At 79.6% G+C, this 1,529-nt stretch carries 1 pseudogene; it reads left to right on the forward strand.

The annotated features are described in order from the left end of the window. Positions 1-1,103: 1,103 nt before the first annotated feature. Positions 1,104-1,529, forward strand: a pseudogene (locus ACSNN9_RS28430) (hypothetical protein); the annotation flags it as partial.

Consider the following 1,529-nt stretch of genomic DNA (forward strand, 5'->3'; position numbering starts at 1 on the left):
AGTCGCCCTGGGCGCCTCCTCCCGCGCCGGCCCAACCGCCGGCGATGCCGGGTCCCGCCACGCCCGCGCCGCGCCCCGCTCCGCCGGGGACGGCCGGGGTCGCCTCGGTCGTGCCGGCCCCGAGGACGGCCCAGCCGCCGGCCCCGCCGACGACGGCGGCCCCGGTGTCGTCTCCGCCTGCCGTGACGCCACCCGTCCCGCCGCCCCCGCGCCACACGGCCGCCGCTCCCGTCGTCGCCGTGCCGGAGCCGCCCGCCCCACCCGTGCCGGCCGTCTCTCCCCTGGCCGGCGCTGAGCCGCCCGCGCACGCGAGGGCTGCGGTGCCCCCGACGGGACCCGTCGCTGCGCCGCGACACCGGGCCGCCGACGAGGCGTCGCCCGGCGGCCCGGCGGCGGGGACGGCGCCCGAAGCCGCGTCACCGTCGAGCACCACGCCGCCCGGAACGACAGCGGGGCCTGCCGCCGAGCCACCCTCCAGCACCGGTACCACCAGCGCCGCGTCACCCGGACCCGGCACGCCGGCTGCCGAGCCTGCCGCGCCTGACAGCCAGTCCTCGCCGCTGGCCGAGTCCGTCGGCGAGGCCCCGCGCGCGTCCGCACCGGAGACGACCGCCCCGTCGGCTGAGGCGGCGGCACTGCCGCAGCGCCCGGCGCCCGGTTGGGCCAAGCCGACCATCATGGTCAAGCAGATCGAACCGCTGCTCGCCGAGGAGATCGCCCGCGCCGCCGGCACTCCCGCCGGACCGGATGCTCCGGTCAGCCCCGCCCGGTCGTCCGAGACGCCACCGCCCGACACGTCGCCGGCAGCGGCGCACGCCGCGTCGGTCAGCGCACCGCCGGTCAGCGCGCCACCGTCGTCCCCCGTCAGCGCCCCACCGATGCCCCCGGTCAGCGCACCGCCCGCGCACCCGACGAGCAGCCCGCCCGTCAGCGCACCGCCGCGGGGCGTCGGTACCCCGTCGGTTCCCCCCTTGCCGCCGATCCCGCCTCCGCCGTCGGTGATGCCACCACCGGTCAGCGCGCCGCCGGCTCTTCCGCGGCAGTTCAGCGCGCCACCCGGGGGCCAGCCGCCGGTGAGCGCCCCGCCCGGGGGCCAGCCGCCGGTGAGCGCGCCGCCGTGGAGCATGTCCGCGCCGCCGTGGAGCAGCACGGCTCCCCCGCAGGCGCTGACGGGCCCGACGACCGACGACGACGACCAGCCGGACGTCGAGGAGGAGCTGGAGCGGGCGGAGTCGGAACGGGAGGAGGCGGCGCAGGCGGAGCCGCAGAAGGTCGACGACCTGCCGCCGGCGTACCTCGACATCGACGAGACGTTCCCGATGAAGGCGCAGCCCGTGCGGGCCCGGACGACGGCCCAGCAGCCCGCGCAGCAGCAGCCGCCGGCCTTCCCGCCGCCGCCGGCGTACCCGATGATGCCGGAGCCCGAGGAGGGCGGCCGGAACCGGACGGCGATCATCGTCGCGGTGGTCGTCGCGGTCCTGGCCGTCACGGCGCTCGTCGGCGTGGGCGTGCTGATGCTCAACCGGGAC

This window comes from Micromonospora sp. URMC 107 (assembly GCF_051386315.1).
Taxonomy (GTDB): domain Bacteria; phylum Actinomycetota; class Actinomycetes; order Mycobacteriales; family Micromonosporaceae; genus Micromonospora.